General features: G+C 43.4%; 19 protein-coding genes. 16 read left to right on the forward strand and 3 right to left on the reverse strand.

Annotated features, from left to right (window positions below):
- The first annotated feature begins 10 nt into the window (after positions 1-10).
- From murD to murC, 5 genes are all read left to right on the forward strand, one after another.
- Positions 11-1,348 (forward strand): UDP-N-acetylmuramoyl-L-alanine--D-glutamate ligase, encoded by a 1,338-nt coding sequence (murD, locus tag PNK_RS03055; RefSeq protein ID WP_032125178.1) that lies wholly within the window; start codon positions 11-13, stop codon positions 1,346-1,348.
- 117 nt (positions 1,349-1,465) lie between these two features.
- Positions 1,466-2,212, forward strand: coding sequence for a LysM peptidoglycan-binding domain-containing protein (locus PNK_RS03060; protein WP_032125946.1), 747 nt, complete (start codon positions 1,466-1,468; stop codon positions 2,210-2,212).
- 3 nt (positions 2,213-2,215) lie between these two features.
- Positions 2,216-3,334, forward strand: coding sequence for a putative lipid II flippase FtsW (gene ftsW, locus PNK_RS03065; RefSeq protein WP_059060226.1), 1,119 nt, complete (start codon positions 2,216-2,218; stop codon positions 3,332-3,334).
- Positions 3,313-4,407: an undecaprenyldiphospho-muramoylpentapeptide beta-N-acetylglucosaminyltransferase gene (gene murG, locus PNK_RS03070; protein ID WP_059060227.1), complete on the forward strand. Its 1,095-nt coding sequence runs from the start codon at positions 3,313-3,315 to the stop codon at positions 4,405-4,407. Before ftsW ends, murG begins: the two co-directional genes overlap by 22 nt.
- A 4-nt stretch (positions 4,408-4,411) precedes the next feature.
- Positions 4,412-5,803: a UDP-N-acetylmuramate--L-alanine ligase gene (murC, locus tag PNK_RS03075; protein ID WP_059060229.1), complete on the forward strand. Its 1,392-nt coding sequence runs from the start codon at positions 4,412-4,414 to the stop codon at positions 5,801-5,803.
- A 669-nt stretch (positions 5,804-6,472) separates the two neighbouring features.
- On the opposite strand, the gene PNK_RS03090 is transcribed toward murC, so the two are convergent.
- Entirely contained in the window at positions 6,473-7,222 is a 750-nt protein-coding gene (locus PNK_RS03090) for an F-box protein (protein WP_059060235.1), read from the reverse strand.
- Between the two features lie 488 nt (positions 7,223-7,710).
- Between PNK_RS03090 and PNK_RS03095 the strand changes: the two genes are divergently transcribed.
- The 3 genes from PNK_RS03095 to PNK_RS03105 all read left to right on the forward strand — a co-directional run bounded on the left by PNK_RS03095 (position 7,711) and on the right by PNK_RS03105 (position 9,362).
- Positions 7,711-8,598: a cell division protein FtsQ/DivIB gene (locus tag PNK_RS03095; protein WP_059060237.1), complete on the forward strand. Its 888-nt coding sequence runs from the start codon at positions 7,711-7,713 to the stop codon at positions 8,596-8,598.
- A gap of 80 nt (positions 8,599-8,678) precedes the next feature.
- The gene (gene cutA, locus PNK_RS03100; protein WP_231909279.1) at positions 8,679-9,017 is read left to right on the forward strand and encodes a divalent-cation tolerance protein CutA; all 339 of its coding nucleotides are present in this window, start codon (positions 8,679-8,681) and stop codon (positions 9,015-9,017) included.
- Positions 9,018-9,077: 60 nt separating this feature from the next.
- Positions 9,078-9,362, forward strand: coding sequence for a hypothetical protein (locus PNK_RS03105; RefSeq protein WP_032125183.1), 285 nt, complete (start codon positions 9,078-9,080; stop codon positions 9,360-9,362).
- 19 nt (positions 9,363-9,381) lie between these two features.
- Here PNK_RS03105 and uvrA read toward each other — a convergent pair whose 3' ends face one another.
- Positions 9,382-12,186 carry an excinuclease ABC subunit UvrA gene (uvrA, locus tag PNK_RS03110; protein WP_059060239.1) on the reverse strand — a complete coding sequence of 935 codons (2,805 nt, stop codon included), beginning with the start codon at positions 12,184-12,186 and terminating at the stop codon, positions 9,382-9,384.
- A gap of 158 nt (positions 12,187-12,344) precedes the next feature.
- Here uvrA and PNK_RS03115 point away from each other — a divergent pair, with 158 nt between their 5' ends.
- The 7 genes from PNK_RS03115 to nadD all read left to right on the forward strand — a co-directional run bounded on the left by PNK_RS03115 (position 12,345) and on the right by nadD (position 20,426).
- Positions 12,345-12,698 carry an STAS domain-containing protein gene (locus tag PNK_RS03115; protein WP_032125185.1) on the forward strand — a complete coding sequence of 118 codons (354 nt, stop codon included), beginning with the start codon at positions 12,345-12,347 and terminating at the stop codon, positions 12,696-12,698.
- A 94-nt stretch (positions 12,699-12,792) separates the two neighbouring features.
- Positions 12,793-13,827 carry a tRNA (adenosine(37)-N6)-dimethylallyltransferase MiaA gene (miaA, locus tag PNK_RS03120; protein WP_032125950.1) on the forward strand — a complete coding sequence of 345 codons (1,035 nt, stop codon included), beginning with the start codon at positions 12,793-12,795 and terminating at the stop codon, positions 13,825-13,827.
- A gap of 2 nt (positions 13,828-13,829) precedes the next feature.
- Positions 13,830-14,378 (forward strand): NADPH-dependent FMN reductase, encoded by a 549-nt coding sequence (locus PNK_RS03125; protein WP_059060241.1) that lies wholly within the window; start codon positions 13,830-13,832, stop codon positions 14,376-14,378.
- A gap of 508 nt (positions 14,379-14,886) precedes the next feature.
- Positions 14,887-16,665, forward strand: coding sequence for a hypothetical protein (locus PNK_RS03135; RefSeq protein WP_059060245.1), 1,779 nt, complete (start codon positions 14,887-14,889; stop codon positions 16,663-16,665).
- A gap of 89 nt (positions 16,666-16,754) precedes the next feature.
- The gene (locus PNK_RS03140; protein ID WP_059060247.1) at positions 16,755-17,393 is read left to right on the forward strand and encodes an HAD family hydrolase; all 639 of its coding nucleotides are present in this window, start codon (positions 16,755-16,757) and stop codon (positions 17,391-17,393) included.
- Positions 17,394-17,625: 232 nt separating this feature from the next.
- Positions 17,626-19,809: a glutamine synthetase III family protein gene (locus PNK_RS03145; RefSeq protein ID WP_059060249.1), complete on the forward strand. Its 2,184-nt coding sequence runs from the start codon at positions 17,626-17,628 to the stop codon at positions 19,807-19,809.
- 2 nt (positions 19,810-19,811) lie between these two features.
- Entirely contained in the window at positions 19,812-20,426 is a 615-nt protein-coding gene (gene nadD, locus PNK_RS03150) for a nicotinate (nicotinamide) nucleotide adenylyltransferase (RefSeq protein WP_059060251.1), read from the forward strand.
- 46 nt (positions 20,427-20,472) lie between these two features.
- Here the strand turns inward: nadD and PNK_RS03155 are convergent, their stop codons facing one another.
- The gene (locus tag PNK_RS03155; protein WP_079992787.1) at positions 20,473-21,051 is read right to left on the reverse strand and encodes a GNAT family N-acetyltransferase; all 579 of its coding nucleotides are present in this window, start codon (positions 21,049-21,051) and stop codon (positions 20,473-20,475) included.
- A 380-nt stretch (positions 21,052-21,431) separates the two neighbouring features.
- On the opposite strand from PNK_RS03155, the gene rsfS reads away from it, so the two are divergent.
- Positions 21,432-21,818, forward strand: a complete 387-nt coding sequence (gene rsfS / locus PNK_RS03160) for a ribosome silencing factor (protein ID WP_231909280.1) — start codon at positions 21,432-21,434, stop codon at positions 21,816-21,818.
- Positions 21,819-21,871 lie beyond the last annotated feature (53 nt).

Genomic DNA, 21,871 nt, shown 5'->3' on the forward strand with positions numbered 1-21,871 from the left:
GAGTCGCTTCATGGTTTTGGCAACCTATCAAGGCAAAAGAGTTCTCGTCATCGGCCTCGGGCTTAGCGGTCGCTCTGCGGCCAACTTCCTGCTTAAATTGGGAGCAGAGGTGCATGGCGTCGATCGCAATGCTACTATGCTTGAGACCCATCCAGACTTATTAGCGATCAAGCAAGAAGGCTTAAAAATTAAGCTCGATCATGAGATGAACGATTTAGCAGGTTTTGATTTAGTCGTTCTTTCGCCCGGGATCTCAACCTCACATCCCTTGGCAGTCAAGGCTTTACAGATGGGGATTGAACTGATTGGGGAGATTGAGCTTGGGTGCCGTGCTGCCCATCATTCTATGATTGGCATAACTGGAACGAATGGCAAGACGACTGTCACCTTACTGATCACTCATGTGCTCAACCAAAGCGGCCTTTTGGCAAAGGCGCTTGGTAATGTGGGCGTTCCTTTTACGCAAGAAATTTTAACTCTGAAGCCGGAAGAAATCGCCGTGTTAGAGTTGAGCTCTTATCAGCTTGAAACGCTTCAGCAAAAAATCTTGGATGAGGCCCTTATTTTGAATGTGACTCCCGATCACCTGGACCGTTATGGGACAATGCAAAAATATGCGGAAGCAAAGTTTGGGATTGAACGGTCTATGAAAAATGGCGGAAGTTTATTTGTCGAGCGAGAAACGAAAGAAGCTTATGGACATTTATTAGAGGGACAATTGGTTTCCTCGTACGGGTATACAGCCGACTGCACTGTTTATACCGACCTGGAATGTGTCTTTCTTAATGGGCAGGCAATGTTTACCTTGCCTCCCGCTTTAAGAGGAAAGCAGAGCCATGATGTCGAAAATCTTTTGGCCGCCTATGCTGTTTGCTCAAGGAGAGGAATCAGCGCCCAGCAATTTTTACAAGCTTATGCCACTTTTAAAAAACCGTCCCATCGGATTGAGTTCGTCCTGGAAAGAGATGGGGTGCGCTATTATGACGACAGTAAAGGAACTAATATTGATGCCGTCATGCGTGCCGTTCAATCTCTTGATGGAATGATTATTTTAATTGCTGGCGGGGTCGATAAAGGTGCTTCTTATACTCCTTGGATTCAGTTGTTTAAAGATCGGGTAAAATTGATTTGTGCAATTGGGCAGGCTGCTGATAAGATAAAGGGTCAACTTTCACATCAAATTCCGGTGCATATTTCAACGACTCTTGACCTGGCCATTCAACATGCTGCCGGTTTGGCTAAAAAAGGTGAGATTGTTTTGCTCTCTCCTGGCTGCGCAAGTTTTGATATGTTTAGAGACTATGTGCATCGAGGGGAAGAGTTTCAACGCCTTGTACGGCAACTTTAATATAGAATAATGTTGTTTATGCCCAAAACAGCAGAGAAATTGATTGGCAAACGCAATTTTTCAGATGTTTTGTGTATAAGCAGGCCTAAAGCGACGAGAAGTCGGAGGGAAAACAGAATGACAAGAAAAGATACCATACTCATTGCAGTTGTCATTAATGCTGGCTTATTAGCGATCTTATTTGCTACAGCGATTATTTATGATACTGACAAAATGTTAGAACAGCCCGATTTTAATTCCTCTTTGGCTGATGGCAAGGATGGGGCGCCAATTGATGTATCGCCGAATTTAATTGCAACAGGACCTGCTGCTACGGTTGATGAGGTGGATAATGTGTTGAAGTACTATTCGCAACCACCCCAATCGCTAAAAATGGAGTCACCTGCCGATCAATACATTCCAGAGCCGATCGCTGTCCAAACCAACGCTCCTGACGATGAGGATTTAACTCCAGAACCTGCTCCGATTTATGTGGGCAAGTTTGTGGAGGTCTCAGTCAAGAAAGGAGATATGTTAGAAAAGATTGCAAGAGCCAATGGAACGACTGTTGAAGCTATCAAGAAGGCCAATCAGATGCAGAATGAGCGCCTCTCTATTGGGCAGGTTTTAAAGATTCCTGTTAAAAAAGAAAAAACAGTTGTAGCCGCAGCACAAGCACCTATACAGGCTAAAAAGCAGGCAGAGGCTAAGACAAGCGAGAGTTCATCAGCTGAGGCTGTTTACTACGTGATTAAGAGCGGTGATAATCCTTGGAAAGTTGCCAAGCAATTTAATGTGAAGTATGACGATATTTTACGCTTGAATCAATTAGATGAAGAGAAAGCTCGCAATTTAAAGATAGGGGACCGCATCCGCGTCAAGTAGTTCATGAGTACCTTTTACCGACCTCTGCTTCTCTTTTGCGTGGCCTCTATCTTTGCGATGGGTCTAGTCATGATTTTCAATACGACCTCAGCAGAAGTATTGGATCATGCTTTGGACCGGAGCACCCATCAGGCCTTATTTAAGCAAATTATTTACTGTTTAGTAGGGCTTGCTATGGCGGGCGGTGTCTGGTATGTGGGGTATCAAAAGATGATTGCTTGGAGCCCCTATTTGCTTGGCTTCTTTTGCTTCTTGCTGCTTTTGACCCTTATTCCAGGGATTGGTAAAGAGGTGAATGGTTCGCGGCGCTGGATCGGAGCCGGGGGGCTTTACTTTCAACCCTCTGAATTTGTCAAATATGTGGTGCCGGCCTATTTTTGTTACTGCTTGCAAGGCATTGATGGCTCGACGCTTGAATTGCGCAGCTTTCTTAAAATCATTGGCAAAATAGGTGTTCCCATTTTACTTATTCTCGTCGAGCCAAATAACGGCACGGCGGGGGTCATTGGCCTCTTGGTTGTCGTCATGTGCGTGATGACGCGTATTCGTTTTAAGTATTGGGCCTTACCTCTCTCGATTTTTCTGGTAATCGGGGCGGTTTCAGCCTATAACTTGCCTTATGTTTCTGCCCGCTTGAAAGTTTACTTGCATCCTGAGCTTGACCTCCGAGGGAAGGGGCACCAACCCTATCAAGCCAAGATTGCGGCTGGATCGGGTCAGTTATTTGGAAGAGGGCCAGGCAATAGTTTGCAGAAGCTCAGCTATCTTCCCGAGGCTCAAAACGACTATATCGCAGCGATTTATGCCGAAGAATTTGGATTCTTAGGAATTGTCAGTCTCATCGTTCTCTATATGATCATTGGCTATGTCGGATTTTATATCGCGCATACGACGTTTGACAGGAGCGGATTTTACTTTGCAACGGCGATTACATTTTTGATCTGCTTTCAAGCGTTCATGAACCTCGGAGTCGTTTCAGGACTCCTGCCGAGTACTGGACTCAATTTGCCTTTTTTCAGTCAGGGCGGAACCTCTTTAATGGCCAATATCATGGGACTTGGGCTTTTATTAAACATTGCACATAGCCAAAAGGAACAACAATGTCAAAACGGATTCTCATAACTGCTGGTGGAACAGGCGGACATGTGTATCCAGCTCAAGGATTGGCTCAGCAGCTTGCCAAACAACCCTCTTCTCCCCAGGTGCTATTCGTCGCAGGCTGTTTGGCTACTAACAAGTATTTTGATCGATCAAGTTTTGCCTTTCGTGAAGTCACAACGAGTCCTCTTGTCTCTCGAAATCCCTTAAAAACCTTAAAGGGTTTCGTCAATCTTGCACGTGGAGTCTGGCAAAGCATCCAAGTCATGAAAGAATTTAAGCCGGACGTTGTTGTAGGATTCGGCAGTTATTATACTGTCCCTACGTTGCTTGCGGCTAAATATCTCCGCATTCCGATCATTCTACATGAAGCCAATAGCATTCCTGGCAAGGCTAATAAATGGCTTTCAATGCTTGCCTGGCGCATAGGAGTGCATTTTCCTGCGACAAAGGCTCTTCTAAAAGGAGATGTCGTAGAAGTGGGAATGCCTTTGCGGGAAGGATATCAAAAGGGGCGAATTGAAAAGGCGAGCGCCTTGGATTACTTTCAACTGGATCAGGAGTGTCCAACGCTATTGATCTTTGGAGGTTCTCAAGGGGCTCAAGCCATTAATCGCTTGATGAAAGGATGCTCTGAAAAGCTTAAAGCGTCTCGGGTACAATTCATTCATTTTACTGGAGATGCTCGAGTCGTTGATGAATTTAAAAGCTGTTATGAAGAGTGCGGGATTAAGGCTTGCGTCAAGCCTTTCGAGAATCACATGCATTTGGCGTGGCATGCAGCCGATTTGTTTATTGGCCGATCGGGGGCCTCTACCATTGCTGAAGCGATGGAGTTTGAAGTACCTGGAATTTTGATTCCCTATCCCCATGCAACGGATCAGCATCAAGATAAGAATGCAAACTTCTTTGTTGCAACTGTCGGAGGTGGAGTCAAATATGCCGAGGCTGAGGCGACCGATCAGGTGATTGCTGATGTCTTGTTGGAGCTTGTTCAAGTCGATCGCTTGAATGAGATGAAAAAGGCTTTGGCTGCCTACAAACAAAGGCCCAATCGAATAACGCTTTGTGAACTTGTTTTAATGGAAAGGAGTTGAGACGATGTCTGACAATTATCATTTTATTGGAATTGGTGGCATTGGCATGAGCGGCCTGGCTCGCATTCTGTTGCATCAAAATATTGCGGTCACGGGAAGTGATATTGCTTTTAATTACACGATTGACGGGTTGATCAAGGCGGGAGCTACGATCCATAAAGGGCAAGCGGCTTCTAATATTACAGCTGGCACAACGGTTATTTATAGCAGCGATATCAAAGCGGATAATCCAGAATATAACGCTGCTGTATCCTTGCAATGCCCGCTTCTTCATCGCTCCGATTTATTGGCCCATTTAATCAAAGATAAATGCTCGCTTGCTGTTGCAGGCACACACGGTAAAACAACGACCTCTTCTTTGCTCGCGACCGTACTTTGGGAGGCTGGGCTAGATCCTTCATTTGCTGTTGGGGGCATGCTTCCTCAATTTCAAACTAATTCTCATTGGGGCCAGAGTAATCTTTTTGCTTTTGAAGCTGATGAAAGCGATGGGAGCTTTTTGAAGTACGCTCCTTTTGGAGCCATCGTGACAAATATTGATAATGACCACCTTAGTGCATATAACGGATCAACAGCTGTATTGATCGAAGCCTTTCGCACCTTTATCTCTCAAGTAAAGTCGCTAGAGCATTTGTTCTGGTGCGGCGATGATGCTCACTTAATGCATTTAAACGTAGGAGGGCAATCGTACGGGTTCGGCAAGTACTGCGATTGGAGAATCTCCAACGTTCAGCAAAAAGATTTTCAGCTGTTTTTTGATCTAGAGGGGCCTGGAAAAGTGTATTCCGAGATTGCATTGAATCTGAGTGGAGTGCACAATGCACTAAATGCTGCGGCTGTTTTTGCTTTGGCTATGGCTCTCAAGGTGCCTGAAGAGTCTATTCGAAACAGCTTTAAAAATTTTAAGGGTGTGCTTAGAAGGTGCGAGAGAAAGGGGGAGTTTGATGGAACTCTCTTCATCGATGACTATGCCCATCATCCGACTGAGATCTTAACGACATTGCAAGGCATTCGCAATGCAATTCAATCCAAGCGTTTAATTGCGGTTTTTCAGCCCCATCGCTACTCGCGCACACAAGATTGCCTTGGGCAGTATGGGCAGATTTTTGCATCGGCAGATGAGGTCATTGTGACCGACATTTACGGTGCAGGCGAAGCTCCCATTTCAGGCTTATCGCATGAGCAAATCATTCAGGAAATCAGGCAGGCCAGTGCAGCCTCTGTGCAATATGTACCCCGACCTGCTTTAGGGCATAAACTGAGCCAATTTGTGCAGCCTCAAGATGTTGTTGTCACGTTAGGTGCGGGTGATATCACAAAGGTGGCAGGGGAGGCGCTGGCTTTACTGGAAAATAGCCGCTTCACTTTAGATGGCCAGCCGAGTTTAAGCTACTAGCGGCTTGACTCATCCAACTTTGACGCTTTCATTCGTCTATTAATCGCCGAGACTGCGTCTTTAATGGCTACTTGGTCAAAGGGTGAAAGTGCTGAAATGTCTGAATCAAGTTCGAACCCCGTTGTTTTTCCCTCGTGTCTAAGCTTCTATCTAGAAATGGAAGCGTCTTTTTTTTATCTTTCAAGATGCAAACTCCATTTTCTAGAGGTATAGTTGATGCCGAATCACTTAATAATTCCCGTTCGAATAATGGAGGATTGAAGCTAATTCTATAAGCATAGAGGATGATTTCGCATTTTTCCGCCATAAATCATCGCGGCAGTATTGTGAGTGACGAATACAGGCGGATTAATCATGGATGATAGCTGGGAATAAAGGTAAAATTTTACAAGTTTTTCATGCAGGGCCTTGTATGAGAGCTCGTTACTTATGGCTTTAAACTGTTTGCAAGCCAGTTCGAAATTTCCAATATTTAAATGCGTCAATTTCAGCATGCACCCTATTAATTTTTAGAGGCGGTGGGAAGGAATTAAATTTCAGGCCATGATTGGAACTGAATTTTTTAATAGAAGGAAGCGTTTTATTCCATTTAAAGGATGCAGGATTCTCAAAACATGGGAAGGCATGCAGTAAATCCGGCATGCCTTCTTTTATGAGTAAAAGCGGAACTTATTTTTTTGTGGTCTTCAACTGTGCTTTTTGATTCTCTTCTTGAATTTTCGTTTGCATGGCTTTGTTAAGCGTCGTCAATACGCTTTGAATGGCGGCGCGCTCAAAAAATGATAGGTGTTCAGGCTTTGATGCATCTGAGGCAAGTTCGAGTCCGATGGTTCTTTCTTCTGTGTCTGGATAGGTGGCAGATCGAACTTTTTCAATAGAGAGTTTAGAAATTTTATCTTTAAAGATGCAGACTTCATTGCCTGAAAGTGGGAAATCTTGCTCCCCGCGTAAGGATTTTTTTTGAACGCTGAAGCTTTTCAAAGATGTTTCAACATCCTTTAAAATGCTAATTTTGTAGTAAAAAGCGAGATGCTCTTTCCGCTCCAATTGATTTTGATTTGCGTGCCACGTGTTGCGTGTGATTTTGCTCACATCGGGTAAAAGAATGTTCTTTGGAAGCGTTTGGTACAAATAAAAACAGACAGCAGATTCCAAAGAAGAGTCCTTAGAAGATTTCTCTAGGATTTGATACCAGTCTTTACATGTAACGCTGACTGTTGCAAACTCTTTGGGGGTCGCTAAAAATTCGAAAATTCTAAGGAGCAGCTCATTTGGTAAGATTTGAAGGTTGCTTATAGTCTTGTCTTTGGCAAGGACTATGACTTGAGACTTGCTTGAAGGATTGACAGGAGTAATGGGAGGAAGTTGATGATCATGAGCGGAAGTACAGGAAAAACAAGAGAAAAGATTTTTTAACATTATAGCTTCCCTTAGTGATGCATTTAATTAATTTAAAGATTTGGATTTTTATTCGCCTTATCTATAAGTTTTTTTGTTTACATCCCTTTTTATTTAATTTTAAACTATTTTATTAAAATTTAAATTATAAGTCTAGATTTGTATTTATGTTTTTGTGTATTGAGGAAAGTTGGAAGGGGTGATGCTTAGTCAATCATGACAATTGACCGAGCCTTTGCGATTAGATTTTTAAATCTTTGGGTTTGACTTGAACTTTCTCGGCATCGAAGCAGTCGGTAGAATTAAGGATGACAACTCCTTCTTTATTATCAATCAGGATCGAAAAAAGTCTAGCGAGAATATTTTCTAAAAACTCATAAGAAAGTAGAAAATTTATCTTATTTTTTTCATAGTAATTGGAGTTTTATGCAAGATCTGATCACCTTAATAAAAGAGAAAGATGCTTGCCGTGGATTTGATTCGTTATTTTAAATTGAAAGTAGCTGTGTATGTTTAGAATTAATCCTCCAGAGGAAATTCCTATTAACCGTGCTTGTTTGTGGATTTTACTTTCGACCTTGCTTGTCTCAGGCTCGGCTTTTATGGGATGGCTTTATTACCAGCATGCAAAAGAAAAGCGCTTGCAAGATGAGCAGTACCGGATTGTGGCGATTGTGCAGAGCTGTCCTCAGCAAGAGGGTTTGAAGACAGGCTATCTGGCAGAACTCCTTGAGTTGTCTTTGGATCAGCCTATTAACCTTTATCTATTCGATCTTAGAGCTGCTGAAAAAAAACTTTTAGCCTGTCCTTTGATCAAGAGTGCCTTTATACAGAAAATTCTTCCGGGCACTTTATATATTCGCTATGAAATGAGAACCCCCGTTGCCTATGTAGGAGATTTTTCCAATACAGCTGTGGATGTAGAAGGATATCTCTTTCCTTTTCGTCCTTTTTTCACTCCCAAAAAACTTCCTATCGTCTATTTGGGCTTGGCGGATGCCGATGGTAAGTGGGGATCTTGCTTAGCGGCCCAGGAACGTCTCGAATTAGCCTTTGATCTCCTTAAGTTTTTTAAAGAGAGTAATGCGAGCGATCTACAGATCAAGCAGGTTGATGTAGCCGAAGCTTATGCAGACAGCTATGGGCGCAGGCAGGTGGTTATTATGCTTGAGGAGAGTGCGGATAAGCTCTCTAATGACGTTGTCAAGGCCTTTCTGTTGCGTTTGAATACTGAACATTACAAGCAGAATATAGCCAATTTTTTCTCTTTGCAAACGGCCTTAAATGAACGAAAAAAGGCAAAACTGCCGGTTACCAAAGCGGTGTGTTCGGCAGATAAGTATGTCATTGTCGATTTGCGAATTCCGCATCTTGCTTTTATCAAGGAAGAATCTTAAAGTAGGTTTTTTCATATGTTTGACGTGCCTTGAAGGCAGCTTCTTAGACTCTTAAACAGATCACAAAGGACGCTTTGATTATGTCAGGGGAAATGATTGAAATTCATTGGACAAGCGGTAGTTTGGATGAAGCGCGGCGCATTTCTCGCTATCTTGTGCAAGAGCGCTATGTGGCGTGCGCTCAAATCATTCCGTGGGTCGAATCGATTTATATGTGGGATAATAAGTTGGAAACGGCTCAGGAAAGTAAGATTATTTTCAAGACGCGCGCTGAAAACTACGACAAGATTAAGACCGCGATCGAGCAAAACTGCAAATACGAAGTGCCTGAAATCACGTGGGTTAAAATCGATGGCGGGAATAAGAGTTATATGGACTGGCTGCAGGCCAGCACATTTGTTGAAGCGCTCTCTCACTAATCTATTGATTTCATATCTATCTTTGGTTTAAGTTGTTAACTCTTTTTAGGTTTTACGGATATGCCAACAAAAATTCAATTAGATCTTTTTACAGAAGAAAGCGAGCTGTCGCTTTTGCGCAAAGAACTTCAGGACGTTTGTTTGCAGCTGGACAAGCAGAAGCGTTCACTCAATGCGCGCCATCAGCAGCTTTCCCATCTATGCTTAACTCTGAAAGAAGAGAATGATCTTTTAAAGAGCCGCATCGACAAGCTTGAAAGGGATCTACAAAAGCAAGCTGCACAGCCTTCCAATGATGATTTATTGGAAAAACTGTTTAAAGAGGCTTATCTTACATCTAGCTAAATGACATTTAGAAAGAAAGCTAGTGATCGAACACGCGTCCTGTAGGGGTGTCGGCCCCGGTCATCTTGCTCGGAGTTCCTTCAAAAATCAATTTTCCTCCTTGCGGCCCGCCGCCTGGTCCCAATTCAATGAGCCAGTCTGCCTGGCGTAGAATGTCTAAATGATGTTCGATGACAAAAACAGAATGACCTCTTTCAGCTAGACGGTGAAGAATTTTAAGTAGTTTTCCAATGTCTTGCAAGTGCAGGCCCGATGAGGGTTCATCTAAAATATAGAGTGTCGGCTCGAGCGATTTAATGGCCAAGTCCGATACGAGTTTCAAACGTTGAATTTCTCCTCCAGATAGCGTGTTAAAAGGCTGTCCAAGCGTTAAGTAGTCCAATCCTAATTCGGCCATGAGTTCTAAAGAAGATGCAAGGGATGGGATATGCTGGAACATTTGCAAGGCTTCGATAACTGATAGAGAGAGGACATCGGCAAAATTTTTATTTTCCCATGTGATTTGCAGTGTTTCATAGTTATAGCGAAGACCTTGACATACTTCGCATGGAATGAATAGGTCGCTCATGAGCTGCATGTTGACTCGAATGCGCCCCAATCCCTCACATGCCTCACATCTGCCTCCTCGTTTATTTAAGCTGAATCGAGCTGCCGTATAGCCCCGAGCTTTGGCGAGGCGGGTTTCAGCGAAAAGCTGTCTAAGTGGCGTCATGAGGCCAACATAAGTGGCAGGCATGGAGCGGGCGGAAAAGCGCTCGACTTGTTTTTCATGGCTGACCAAGCGTCTGATTGATTCGTATCCTTGCAAAGAAAGAGGAGGGATAGCGCGTAAGAGAACATTTTGGATTTGCTCTCCAATGATGTCGATCACAAGAGTTGATTTACCCGATCCTGAGACCCCGCAGAAGCCGACTAAACAGCCTAAAGGAATGCGAAGAGAAAGGTTGTTTAAATTGTGAAGATTGGCATTTTTAATAGCCAACCAGCCATGTTTTGGTTTGCGGCCTGGCGGGGTAGGGAGGGTTAATTGTCCGCTCAGCCATTTTCCTGTTAAGCTAGAGGAGTCTTGCAGAAGTTCTGGAACGGTTCCTTGGAAGATAATCTCTCCTCCACTTTGGCCGGCGCTGGGGCCTAGCTCCAAGACAAAGTCTGCTTGTTTAATTAAGCTTTTTTCATGCTCCACGAGGACAATCGTATTGCCAAGGCTTTTGAGGTCTTGAATGACACGTTGCAGGTGTTGGATATCTTGGCGATGCAAGCCGAGTGAGGGTTCATCCAAGATATAAATCAAGCCGGATAACTTGGCACCAATCTGAGAGGCTAGCTGGATCCTTTGAGCTTCTCCATCGCTCAGCGTTTTTCCTTGCCTACTCAAAGAGAGATAGCCAAGTCCTACTTGATTGAGAAGCTGAAGCCGCGAAAGCAGGTGGGGTAAGATATCTTTAGCAATAATCGCATGCTTGCCTGTAAAGTGCCATGATTCTAGCTCAATCAAACAGTCAGAAACGGTCAGCGCGCATAAATCCTGAATCGTTTTGCCTCGGATTAGGCAAGACAGGCTCTCGGGTTTGAGGCGCGCGCCCTTGCAAACTGGGCAAGTCTGCCAGGCGATAAACGGAAGGTCGCTTAATGATCCCTTCGTTTTTTTTGTCTGCAGGGCTTGGTCGAGAAAGGGAATGAGCCCTTTCCACTGAGCCTTGATCTCTTGAGGATGTTCGTCGATGAGGCTCGAGAGGCGGAAAAGGTCTGAAGAGCCGTGAAGGATTTTTTTGAAGGCTTTGGGCGACAGATCGGTTGATGTACTCTCTTCAGGGACTCCCAATGTTTCCCAAAAGGATTGGAACAGGGGGTAGAGTAAGGAGCTAGCTTTTTTGGGGAGGTGGTCTAGAATGAGGCGTACCTGGTCGATGACGGGCTCTTGCGGATCCCAAAAAATGAGAGATTCATTGACCCTTTCTTGACCTCCGACGCCTTGACAATGGGGGCAAGCGCCGCGTGGAGAGTTGAAGTTAAAATCGACTGCTTCAAGAGGAGAGAAGGAATAAGAGTTTTCAGGGCATACGTAGATTTCGGTGAAGTAGCGGATAACACCCTCTCGTCCTTCTTGGATTTTCAAGATGCCTTGGCTTAGGTCTAAAGCCGTTTCAACTGATGGTGCAAGGCGATCTCGCACTCCTTCCTTAATTTCTAAACGATCGACAACGACTTCAAGCTCTGCGGAGGAAGCGAATTCAGGGGGAGACTCTTCGCTCATCCATTCTTGTCCATTGATTCTCATGCGAATAAAACCCATCTGCTGCAGGCGTGTCATTGCCTCTTGAATTGTTTCATTGCGTAACTTGACAGGAGCTAGCAACTGTAAACGTGTGCCTACTGGATAATCTTTTAAGATGTAGTCGATGATTTCTTGGCGGCTATAACGAGTGAGAAGTTTGCCCGTGATAGGACTGTGTTGTTCGCCGATTTTGGCGTAGAGGAGGGAGAGGAAGTCGTACAGATCGGTATAGGTGGCAACAGTGCCATGGGCATAAAGGGCCTGTCTTTGCTGCCCGATGGCTAGAGCTGGGGAAAGCCCCTCGATGTGGTCCACTTCGGCTTTGGGCATTTGCTTGATTAGCGCGCGCGCATCTGACGAGAGATATTCCAAGTAGCGTCTTTGTCCTTCAGCGAACAACGTGTCGAAAGCCAAAGACGACTTGCCGGATCCGCTTACTCCTGTCATGACTGTGATGGCAAGTTTGGGAATGGTGACAGAGATGTTCTTTAGATTGTGTTGACGGCATCCTTGAAGGCGGATAAAGGCTTGAGTGGAAAACACTGGCATAAGTGGGCGCTCTTAGTAATCAGATTATACAATAGAGACAAAATGAGGATGATTATAACTTTGTCTTATGGACTTATTTTGTTGCAATTTCAAGTTGAAACAGGTTAACCTGAAGATTGGCATATCCGATCCCAAAAAAGAAATGGAATGAGGAGTTTATGAGCAACATTGAAGGACTCGTAAGCGTCAAAGAAGAGCTGAAAGGCGATGTTTTGATTTTGAGAATGAATGGTCGTTTAGATGCTGTTTCTTCTCCACCTGCCGAGCGAAAAGTCTTTGACTATATCAATAATGGGCAGCATAATCTTCTATTAGATTTTTCTGGGATAGATTATTTGAGTAGTGCTGGTATGCGCATGCTACTATCAGTTACGAAAAAACTTAAGACATTGTCTGGTAAGTTAGTGCTCTTTGCTGTGACAAACAATGTAATGGACGTATTGAAGATGTCAGGCTTTGATCACGTTCTAGAACTGGCCAAAACGGAAGACGACGCGTTACGCAAGTTTTAATAAATGATTCAGTCGTATTTCTTTTCACCTGACTAAAGAATTCTTTTTTATTCATGTTAATAAGTGTCATTAAGCCGATGATTGGGTGGGTGTTGTGATTGGCGAAACCTCTGTCGAAACTGAAGAAGTCAAACGCATCATTCTAAATTTCGCTTTGGAAGTTCAAAAGCAGATTCCTTCGAATTTCCAAAAAAGAAAAAAACGCGTGATTGTGATTTCTGGGCCCACTTGCTGCGGAAAGTCGGCCCTTGCTATGAATTTGGCGCAAGCCATGGATGGCGAAATTATTTCGGCCGATTCCATGCAGGTCTATCGCCGAATGGATATAGGAACTGCCAAGGCAACCAAAGAAGAAAGGTTGCTTGTCCCTCATCATTTAATCGATATACGCGACATTCAAGACAGCTTTAACGTTGTTGATTTTTATTACGAGGCCAGACAGGCGATCCAAAGAATTCTCGATGAGGGCAATGTTCCGATTGTGGCTGGCGGATCGGGCTTTTATTTGCATGCCTTGCTCTATGGTCCTCCAAGCGGCCCACCTTCGGTTCCAGAGCTGCGTAAATCTTTAGAAGAAGAAATCGAATGCGTAGGATCTGACGTTTTATACGAACGACTATGCCAATTAGATCCGCAATATGCGAAGACAATCACCAAAAACGACAAGCAAAAGATTGTGCGAGCCTTAGAAATTATCATGCTGACCAATAAAAAAGTTAGTAAATTGTCGTGGAAAGGACGCCGCAAACCGCAAAATTATGACTTCCGGTGCTGGTTTTTACATCGCCCAAAAGAAAAATTGTATGAAAGAATCGATCGGCGTTGCGATAAAATGCTTGATGAAGGCTTTTTAGAGGAAGTGCGACGGCTAGACCTTGAGGGGATTCGCCAGAATTCATCAGCTTCGCAAGCAATTGGTTATAGACAGGCCCTTGATTATCTGTTAACAGAGCAGTCGGCTGCGCACTATGATCAATTTGTTAAATCATTCAAGCAAGCTACACGCCACTATGCAAAGCGGCAATTTACTTGGTTTCGCAAGGAACCTCTCTTTCGTTGGCTTGATGTCGATATGCACGATCCAGAAGTTGTATTTGACATGATCATGAAAGATTACGAATTGCTTTAAACATGAAGATTGTTGCAATAGGGGGAAGCTTGCGCCCCCATTCTTATACTTATCAGGCTTTACAGGTAGCCTTAAGTAGTATTCACAATCCAGCCATTCAAACCGAATTAATCGATTTACGCACACTTCAACTCCCTTTTTGTGATGGAAGCAGCCTGTATACAGCTTTTCCAGACGTTGAAATTTTTAGGCAAAAAGTCAAGTCGGCTTCCGGCGTTTTACTGGCAACGCCCGAATACCATGGAAGCCTTAGCGGCGTTTTAAAAAATGCATTGGACTTGTTAGATATTGAACAGCTGGGAGGCAAAGCTGTTGGGCTTATTGCGGTAGTTGGAGGTGTGCATAGTACAAGTGCACTGAATACTTTGCGCTTGATTTGCAGGCAGCTCCATTGCTGGGTCCTGCCCGATCAACTCATTATTCCTCATGCAGCTAGCAGTTTTGATGTAAATGGACAACTGATTGATAAAGAACTCGAAGAACGCCTTTCAAAAATGACTCACTATCTTGTTGAAATAGCAGAAAAATTGCAACGCAAAGCGAACCATTAAGTGCTTCAATTGATAAAGCCGCAATAAGGGCTGCAGGGACAGGCTTCTCTGTCCTTTTTTGGGGCTATTCTATGTTTTATACTGAATCACTTACGTTTTTTTTGAGCTGAGATCCTCCAGTTTGGAATGCTCTTTTTAGAGATTAGTCGATGGGCCTGCTAGTTGAACTCATAAAAAAGGCTACTTCGAATTTGTTTAAAATTATTTTTTGTCTTAAAAATGGTTTTTCTTATAGAGTGGATAAAGTGTTGGCGCAGCATAATTTGATTTACTTAAAAAATAGCAATAAACTATCATCTCAGTGTAAAATAGCACCCTATACCCAAGTATTTGAAAAATTGGCTTTTTGCGGTAAAGAGAAGAAAAGCCGCTTTTCCGAATACTTTAATGTATAATAAATTCCATTCTAGTACCCTAGGCAACCCTTAAGTGGTGAGCATCGGCCTATTAAATTCGGCCTAAAATTATGTGTAGTCAATATCTCAAAAATTCTTACCAAGTAACCGTCATGAATGAGTCTGAAAACATGAGTTTAAAAGAAGAATCTCAAGAAAACCAGTTCCCAGCTAGCCATCATGATTCATCTTTCAATCAGGAAGATTTAGAATCCGATCATGACAATTCGGCGCTGCAGCTGTCAGAAGAGGAGATGGATAAGAATATGAGCGATGAGTCGGTAGAAGGCGATGAAGAAGCATCGCAAAAGAAAAGAGAGCCTAAAGAAGCCCATACAGCGCAATTTGAAGCATTTCTAAAGTCATTTCAGGAGCAAACCGACCCAGATTTGAAGCTTCAGTTAGCAATCGATTTTATGGAAGACGCTTTGGCTCAAGGTGGAACTCCCCATTTTCGCAGTTTCTGGGAAGCTAGGCGCCTTTGTCTGCCGTTATTTAAAGAAAACATTTCTGCTGCTTTGCGCAGCCAGTTGTGGAATCGCTATAGTGAACTCTCTAAGGAAGCTCGCCGTCTAAAAGAGATTTTGGATGAGCAAAGTGCCTTTGCTGTTGAACAGATTGAGATTGCTATTCAGGCACTGGAAAATGATATTCAACAATTTGATGAGCAAGTAGAAAAAGCTGCTTTGTCAGATGATTTAGTTTTCCCTCAGGTTTTAAGAGAGCATCGCCAATTTTATCAAGATCTCCAAAAGCAATTGAACGTCTTAAACGTTCAAGCTTCACGCATCAACGCCTTGCGCAAAGAGCTTTTGAAGACAGAAATGCGCGTGAGACAAAAGAATAAATTTTTCCAGAGACTTTCTGCAGCAGGCGATTCTGTTTTTCCCAAGCGGAAAGATCTCATCAAGCAAATCAGCCAGCAGTTTGTTGAGGATGTCAACCAATTTATCAAGACTCATTTCGGACAAGGCGATTCGCAAGAGTCTCTTTTCGTTTTAAGAGAAGAGATTAAGGCTTTGCAAGGGCTTGCGAAAGTGTTAACGCTTAATACAAATTCTTTTACGCAGACGCGAACACGTTTGAGCGAGTGCTGGGATAAAATTAAAATTGAAGAAAAAGAGCGCAAAAAAGAGCGCGCTCAGCAAAAGGTTGTTTTTAAGCAGAATGCTGACGTCGTTCGAGAGCAGATTCAGACTGCTAAGGAATTTGTAGAAAAAGAAGACAGTTCGCTTAGCGAGTCGCAAAAGAAATTGGAAGAAATTGTGACGCTCATGCGCCGTACAGAGCTTGGACGTGATGAACTGAAATTTTTAAGAGACGAGCTCAGCGGTGTTAGAAAGATCATTCAAGATCGAGTCAAAGCAGAAGAGGACGCGCGCCATCAGCAAGAACAAGAGCGTAATCGTCAGAAGAAAGAAAAATACAACTCTTTCAGAGAAATGGCTGAAAACCTTGTGCGCCAGGCTGACTCCTATGACGTCGAACAACTTATGGCGGAGCGCGATCAGGTTCTTTCGCAATTGCAAGAGTCGACTTTGACTAAAAATGAGAAGCTTGAGATTGAGCGTTTATTAAAGCCATTAAAAGACATCATCACTGATAAGAGTGAAAAAGCCTTATTGGCTCTTTCTGAAGATGATCGCCATGCGCTTCAGCAGTTGCAGGACATTCTTAGCCAGAGAAAAGAAAGACGCCAAGAAATCAAAAAGCAGCTTGAAATCTACCGTAAAGCGGCAGGTTCTTCAAGTTTAGACTTTGAAAAGGCAATGAGTTTCACTGCGCAAATCAATGAAGAGAAAGAACGCTTGGAAAAAGCCAACCAAGGCATCATCGAGATTGAAAGAAAGATCACTGACTTGCAATCAAAAATGAAAGGCGGTCGCTCTTAAGAGAGTCCGCTCGTTTTACTAGAATCTTGCTTAATTACGTTAAGCAAGATTCTAAAAATACCCTAAGATTGCGCTGAGGAGACTGTCCATTGCGACTATCTGTTTTCGACCTTGATCATACCCTCCTAACAGTCAATAGTAGCTATCATTTTGGTGCCTACCTTTACCGCCAGAATTTCTTTGCGTTCCCTTCTCTATTAGCTAGTCTGTTTTACTATGCACGTCATAAGCTTTTTGGCTTGTCGATTCAAAAGCTTCACCAAAAAACTTTTCAGCTGCTTTTTAAAGGAGTGTCTGCAGAAGAACTTCAAACCTATGCCTCGATTTTCTTTGAGCAGCATCTGATGGGGAAGTTTTATCAGCCAGCGTTGCAGCGCCTTCGTGAGGCACAAAAAAACGGGGACTATACTTTAATTTTATCGAGTTCACCCGACTTTTTGGTCAAGCCAATAGCTGAATGGCTTGGAGTCGATGCATGGCAGGCAACTATCTATGCGGTTGATTGTGGCCGCATGTCCCTCCTTGAATCCATTTTAGACGGGCAAGACAAAGCTAATTATTTGGTTAAATTGGCCCAGGAAATGGGTGTCAGTTCATCTTCTATTACCGTCTATTCTGACAGCTATTTAGATTTACCTATATTAAAAATGGCTGGAAGAGCTATAGGTGTGGTTCCAGATTTTTATTTAAAGCGCATTTGCCATGAGAAAGGATGGGAAATTATTTAGAACGCGTAGTCAAATTCATAAATGCCTGCATTCAACCTACATGCTAAGAAGCTGATCAGGCGATTAGCAATTTGACGATACTCCCTAGATGTTCCTCGATATTTCATGAGGTGATGCATGCTGAATTCCATTTTAGAAGAGTTTTAGTTTTCGCTTGTTTGTGAAGCTTTTTTGAAATTGGATCGATGCAGGCTTGCTGGCGATTGGCTACCAGAACGGAAGGAAAGAGAATATGAGAAGGCAGATCCTAAAAGAGATGGGCAGGGAATTTCGTTTTCAGGGTAAATTGGAGGGGCGGTGCATCAGCTCTGAAAATTTTGGCAAATACGTCTTTTCCCGCACTGTGATGCACAAGATGCTCCCTCGAGAAATTTATCAAAATGTCTCGAATGCAATGGATGGCCGTGAAAAAATTAAAGCTGAGTACGCTGATACGGTTGCCATGGCGATTAAAGAGTGGGCGATCAGCCATGGAGCAACTCACTATAGCCACTGGTTTCAACCCCTGACTGGAGCCAGCGCGGAAAAGCATGATGCTTTCATTGATTGGCATTCACAAGATAGCGTCATCGAACAGTTTAACGGCAAGCAACTCATTCAGGGAGAACCCGATGCGTCTTCTTTTCCGTCTGGTGGGTTGAGGAGTACTTATGAAGCAAGAGGATATACAGGGTGGGATCCTGCTTCCCCAATCTTTTTATGGAGGGCAGGCGATGGTATTACGCTTTGTATTCCTTCTGTCTTCTTTTCCTGGACTGGCAATGTGCTCGACTCCAAAATCCCTCTTTTGCGCTCAGAACATCGCATTGATGAGGCGGCCTCAAGGCTTTTGCGTTTGACCGGACTTGCTGCTGATTATGTTTACTCGACGCTTGGCCTGGAGCAGGAGTATTTTGTCATTGATCGCGCTTTGCGCAATTTAAGGCCCGATCTTATTTTACTTGGTAAGACGGTATTTGGAGCTCCATCCCCAAAAGGACAGGAGCTGCAAGATCACTATTTTGGCGCCGTTAAAGATCGCATTTTAGCATTTATGTGTGCATTTGAGAATGAGGCGATCGAGCTTGGCATTCCTGTAAAAACGCGCCATAATGAAGTGGCTCCTGCGCAGCATGAAGTGGCACCTGTCTTTGAAAAGTCGGCTGCAGCGATTGATCACAACATTTTGTTGATGGAGTTGATGAGGCAAATAGCTCAAGAGCAGGGTTTAGCCTGCTTATTGCATGAGAAGCCCTTTGCTGCAATCAATGGGTCTGGTAAGCATTGTAACTGGTCTTTATCGACCAATACAGGTGTGAATTTGCTCGATCCAAGCGATACTCCTCATAACAATTTGCACTTCCTCATTTTGCTTACAGCGATTATACATGGGGTTTATCAACATTCTGCACTTTTGCGCGCTTCCATTGGCTCGGCTTCTAATGATTATCGCTTGGGTGGGCATGAAGCGCCGCCTGCCATCATGTCTATTTATTTGGGGCAGGGGCTTGAAGCGTTATTAGAGGAAATTGAAAGCAAAGGAAGCTCTTCTTTTGTTCAAGCCAAAAGCCGCTATGATTTAGGGGTGGTTGTTTTGCCTGATCTTTCTAAGGACAATACGGACCGCAACCGCACCTCGCCATTTGCTTTCACAGGGAATAAGTTTGAGTTCCGTGCGGTCGGCTCATCTGCCAATCCCGCTTTTTCTGTGACAGTGCTGAACCTCATCGTAGCCGAAAGCCTTAATCTTATACTTGACGAAATAGAGGCTAAACTTGAACAGGGTGTGACGCCAGAAGTGCTTACAAAAGCCGCCCTACCTGTGCTGCAACACTATTTAAGAGTGTCTAAAGGGATACGCTTTACAGGAGATAATTATAGCGAAGCATGGGCTAAAGAAGCTGAGAAGCGGGGGTTGCCTATCATTAAACGCTCTTCGGAGGCTTTTTTGGCCCTGTCTGATCCCAAAACAATCCGCGTCTTTGACCGCATTTTAACGGCAGAAGAGCTTGCAAGCCGCCAAGATATTTTATTCGAGCATTATGTGCACCATATGAATATAGAAGTTAATTTGATGCTCGATATGTTTAAAACGCAAATTCTTCCGGCTGCCTTTAACTATCAAAAAGAGATGGCAATGAGTTATTTGCAGATTAAAGAAGCGCTTGCTCCTCACCAATTTCACTCGACTAAGCAAGCGGCTTATTTGAAACACTTTAACGATGCCCTCGAAGAGGCAATGAAGCGCTGTGAAGAATTGGAAAAGGGAAAAGTAAAGGCGTTTGCTTTGCCTCTTAAAGAAAAATCTTTGGCTTTTGGTGAACAAGTGGCTTCAAAAATGGAGCATTTTCGCGAATCTGTCGACCACTTGGAAACTTTGCTCGACGACCAATTATGGCCATTGCCGAAATATCGCGAATTATTATTTATGGTCTAGGGATGAAGGCAAAAAAAATTGGTTTACTTGGTGGGTCATTTGACCCCATTCATTTTGGTCACCTCAACTTGGCTCTCGAGTTAAAAGAAAAAAAAAGCTTGGATGAGGTGTGGTTAATACCGGCTCAAATCAATCCCCATAAGACCGATACACAGCCAGTCTCATTCGAGCATCGCTTTGAGATGGCTCGACTAGCCATTGAAGGCGTGCCCCATTTTTTTTTAAACGATCTGGAGTCAAAGCGTTTGCCACCCTCTTATACGATTGACACGCTGCGACTGTTGATTGAGAATGACCGAAATCAGGGACTCTCAAATCAATTTTATTTGCTACTCGGAGAAGACGGAATCCGCTATTTTTCCCGCTGGCACTTGGCTGAGGAGATTGTCAGGCTTGTACCTCTTGCGATTGGCTCGCGCTTCAATCCCGACTTGACTTCTTTATTGAGCCATAGTGAAGCTATTCAGGCTGCCATCCGTAAAGGATTGACTCAAACGAGGCGAATCGATATTTCGAGTACAGAACTGCGTGAAAGGCTATCTAAAAAACTTTACTGTGGCCACTTAATGCCGAGTTTAGTTTTGCGCTACATCGAGAAAAACGGGCTCTATGCTTAACAGCCTCGCCCCTGATTGTCTTTGACAAGCAGGGACTATGCCAGGCTTAAGCCTTTAGTATTTTTTCCATATGGAGGAATGCTATTGAGGAATTTGCTTTGTGATCATCCCCCATTTTGTATTGAGGCCGGACGCAGAAATTGGGAAGGATGAAGGTCTCACCTGTGAATTCATAGCCTTGCTTTTGATAGAACGTGCATAGGGAAGAATTCATTTCGGCTACAATCAATGCGATTCGATCTTTTTGATCCAGCAAAGCCTTGTTTTCTACAGCTTTCAATAGATGAAGGCTTAATTCTTTGCCTTGATAGGCGGCTCGAACCGCCAGCATGTGGATATTTCCGTGCGTGCTACTTTCAGGAGCCTGATCGTTAGAATATAAAACAGTCCCGGCAATGGTTGTAATGTTATTCTCTTTCACTTTAATGACATACCAGGTGTGGTCAGAGTCAAAAAAGGAAGAAATCTGTTCCAGATTTGTGCGAGAGACTTCACGGAAGAGATCTTTTTTAAAGGCTTCGTTGACAATGTCGCAAATCTCTTGTGCATCTGAGGTTTCGGCTTCCACGGTTTCGTATCTATTATAGGACGTGGTTGTAGGGGATGAATTAGTTAGGGGCTGCATGTGTGGCCTATTATTAGTTTTTGATGGGAATGTGAGTTTAGCTAATCTAGGCTATGCTGTCTAGTTTCTAAGTCGTTAAAATTTAGGTTATATTATTCTGAGCGACTGCCCGGCTAGAAGAGCGCGGAGTTTATGGAATGACAATAGATGGTAACATAAAACTTTAAATTTTTTGTTATAACCTTTATGAGGGAGCTATCAATCTTAATCGGATATACGCTGTCTGTATTCAAGTTTTGAAGTCGCGCGGTATAAATAGATAGTATTAAACTTTCAGGCTATGATAGAATTATTAATTTTCTAAGACCCATCCCTTATACAATCAGCAAATTGAATGAATTTGGCTAATTGTATAAGTCTAACTCTCAATAGTTGAAAATATGATGAAAAATTCCGATTTAAAAGTGTTAACAGAAGTTGCACAAGCCATTTATGATAAGAAAGGCTTTAATATTTTAGTCCTCGACGTGCGAGAAATTTGCACCATGACCGATTATTTTATCATTGCCGAGGGAACGGTGGATCGCCATGTGAGAGCGATTAGCCAATCCATTGATGACCAATTGGCAAAGCATGGACAACATCCCTATCACATTGAAGGGGAGCAGGACGGGGATTGGGTAGTAATGGATTATACCGATTTTGTCGTTCACCTCTTTATTCCGGATCTTAGGGAAAAATATGCTTTAGAGGATTTATGGAAGAATGGCCGAATTGTAGATGTCCAGATTGATATCTCACGGCCAGAAATCAAGCGTGGCGCCTAAACGGGAATTTTCTCGAAATAAATGCATTTGACTCACCTCAAATGAGGGCGTCA

Source organism: Candidatus Protochlamydia naegleriophila (assembly GCF_001499655.1).
Classification (GTDB): Bacteria; Chlamydiota; Chlamydiia; order Chlamydiales; family Parachlamydiaceae; genus Protochlamydia; species Protochlamydia naegleriophila.